Genomic DNA, 2,752 nt, shown 5'->3' on the forward strand with positions numbered 1-2,752 from the left:
CAATCAATCTGTTTCGGCTATTATTTATGATATCAATGGTAAAAAATTAAACAGCCAATTTCTCGAAACCAGTGCCACAACCATTGATGTAAGAGCATTAAACCCGGGTTTATATTTTGTGGTTTTTGAAAGTGAAACCGGTGAGCGGGTGAGTAAAAAGTTTGTGAAAAAGTAAGCCCCCCAACCCCCCGACCGCGTGCCGCCTTTAGCTTTAGCGGTGGCGCAAGGGGGGGCTAAAAATTGGGTTTTAAAAAACTTTCTTTAGTTTATCCAAAATTTGTTGAGGCGTAATAGTTTTTATAGCATTTTCATAACCCTTAGGAAAAGTATTGCCATAAATGGAAGTGGGAATCAATGGAAATTGTTCCCGGTCTGCCAACAAAGCATGCTCCATTGGCTGGTTGAATGGATAAAACCCTGCATAAGGATGTGTCACTCCCCAGATAGTGATGGTAGGCACATTGTATATCGCAGCCAGATGGGCATTGCCGCTGTCCATTGCAAGCATAGCATCGAGATTTGCAATAAACGCCAACTCTTGTTTAAAACTTAAAGCACCTGCCAGATTGGTGACAGTATCATATTTTCCTGCCATTTCATTCAATAATTGCTCTTCACGTTTCCCGCCGCCGAAGAGAAACACTTGTGTTTCTTTTTCATGGTCGAGTTTTGCAATCAGCTGCTCCATCAACTCCAACGGGTACATTTTGCCTTCGTGGGCTGCAAAAGGCGCAATTCCAATTTTGTGTTTGAAAGTGTTGTCAATTAAGGGGATTGCTTTCGCAGGAACTTCCTTTTTGTTTGGGAATTGATGTTTTGATAAGTCAAGTGGGAATCCCAATTTATCAAAAACTTCAGCATAGCGTTCAGCTGTGGTTTTTAGTTGTTTAAATTGTTTGTTTTTGGCTCTGGTCAGGGCTTTTTTTTCAGCTCTGCCTTTGTCGATTTTCTCCAACGGAATGTTACTGAGTCTAAAAAATCCGCCCATCACTTTTGAGCGCAGTACATTGTGTAAATCGGCTACGGCCGTGATGCCTTGTTTTTTTAATTCTTTGGAAAGCTTGAACAGCCCGTTTAAACCTTTGTGCGCTCCTTTTACGTCAGCCTGAAAGAAGTAAACTTGCTTAAATTCTTCAAAAAGTGGCTCGTGAAATGGCTTTGAAAGCACGGTGATTTTTACATCAGGATAGGTAGCAGTGAACACCCTCAACACAGGCACAATCATCGCCACATCGCCCAAGGCTGAGAGACGGATGACTAATATGTTTCTGGTTTTTTGTTTCAAGTTTCTGGTTGGTTAATTGGTTATTGGTTAATTGGAAATTGGTGCTTTCAGTTTTAGGTTAAAAGTCTCCCGCAGATCGCGCGGATTTTCGCAGAAATTGGGTTCAACTTTTAAACTATTATCTCAAAACCATTTGGATTTTGGTGCCTCCCCTCTAAAAAGAGGGGAAAAATTTTATGCTGCGATGCAACAGAAAATTAGGGGTGTGTCTTTTGATTTTCAAATCTTTCAATATAATCTTCTATGACTCTCAAAACATTGTCGGTATCTTTTAATATTTGTTCGTCTGAAAACCGTAAAACTTCTATTCCTAATTCGTTTAATCTTTTGGTTTTCTTGTTGTCTTTTTCCCAAACTTCTACTATTTGATGTGAATAGCCGTCACATTCAATTGCTAACTTTAATTTGTTGCAGAAAAAATCAACGATGTATTCATCTATTGGTTTCTGCCTGTGAAAATCATAACCACACATTTGCTTGCCTTTAAGGCACATCCACAACTTTATTTCAGACTTAGTAGAGTTGTTTCTAAGTTGTCTGGCTAGTTCCTTTAGTTTTGGGTTGTAATAGATTTTCATGGCTATAATTAAAACACACCCCTAAATCCCCTCTTTTTAGAGGGGACTTTTTACTTCTTCCTCAAAACCGGGTTCATCTCATCGTCGTTGTACATCTTCATTTGTTTGTACACTTTCATATACTTATCGCCATTTGCAATGTCTTCGAGTAATTGGTCAATCGCTGTTGAAAGGTCTATACGTTGTTCAAGCAGTACGTCGAGTTTTTCTTTGCATTTTAAACGGTATTCCGGGGAAGCGTCAGTCCTGTTGGCTTCTTCATCCATGTGAAAGATTTTTAATGCAAGAATTGATAGCCTGTCAATGCCCCAGGCCGGACTTTCAGTGTTGATTTTGGCGTTTTTCTTTACTTCTACATCTTTGTATTTCTCAAGGAAATAGCTGTCAATATATTCCACAGTATCAGTACGGTCCTGATTGGAGGCGTCGATTTGGCGTTTGAGTTTTAATGCGGCAACCGGGTCGATATTGGGGTCTCTAATAATATCTTCATAATGCCATTGAACGGTATCTATCCAGCATTTTCTATAAAATAGGTGCTCAATGAGTTGGGCATTTTTGTCGTAAGGGTTTTCAAAAGGTTGATCAACGGTGTTTATAATGTGATATTTATTGATAACCTCTTGAAATATTTTGTTTGCTTTTGTTGTAAACATTGAATTTTGTTGTTAATGGTTAATAGGTTAATCGTTGCTTTAGTATGATTCTATCTTTTACACACCCCCAGCCTTCGGCGGGCAGACTCGATCCCCTCTTTTTAGAGGGGAGGTTTATTTTTCTAATATATGCAAATACTCAAAAGTAGCATCTGCTTTGTGGTTTCTGTTTTCGGTTTTGTCGGCTTTAAAGCGTTGGTATTTTTTTGTTATTAAGGTGTATTTCCCATAGC

General features: G+C 39.0%; 4 protein-coding genes. 1 reads left to right on the forward strand and 3 read right to left on the reverse strand.

Annotated features, from left to right (window positions below; genetic code table 11):
• On the forward strand, nucleotides 1-175 hold a 175-nt coding region (locus tag AC6F75_RS10495; RefSeq protein ID WP_500714977.1), incomplete at its 5' end, for a T9SS type A sorting domain-containing protein.
• 72 nt (nucleotides 176-247) lie between these two features.
• Here the strand turns inward: AC6F75_RS10495 and AC6F75_RS10500 are convergent.
• From AC6F75_RS10500 to AC6F75_RS10510, 3 genes are all read right to left on the reverse strand, one after another.
• On the reverse strand, nucleotides 248-1,285 hold the full coding sequence (locus AC6F75_RS10500) for a glycosyltransferase family 9 protein (RefSeq protein WP_500714974.1): 1,038 nt from the start codon (nucleotides 1,283-1,285) through the stop codon (nucleotides 248-250).
• A gap of 197 nt (nucleotides 1,286-1,482) precedes the next feature.
• The gene (locus tag AC6F75_RS10505; RefSeq protein WP_500714975.1) at nucleotides 1,483-1,863 is read right to left on the reverse strand and encodes a DUF559 domain-containing protein; all 381 of its coding nucleotides are present in this window, start codon (nucleotides 1,861-1,863) and stop codon (nucleotides 1,483-1,485) included.
• Between the two features lie 50 nt (nucleotides 1,864-1,913).
• Nucleotides 1,914-2,519: a DUF4254 domain-containing protein gene (locus tag AC6F75_RS10510; RefSeq protein WP_500714976.1), complete on the reverse strand. Its 606-nt coding sequence runs from the start codon at nucleotides 2,517-2,519 to the stop codon at nucleotides 1,914-1,916.
• Between the last annotated feature and the right edge of the window lie 233 nt (nucleotides 2,520-2,752).

It is taken from the genome of Planktosalinus sp. (assembly GCF_059864935.1).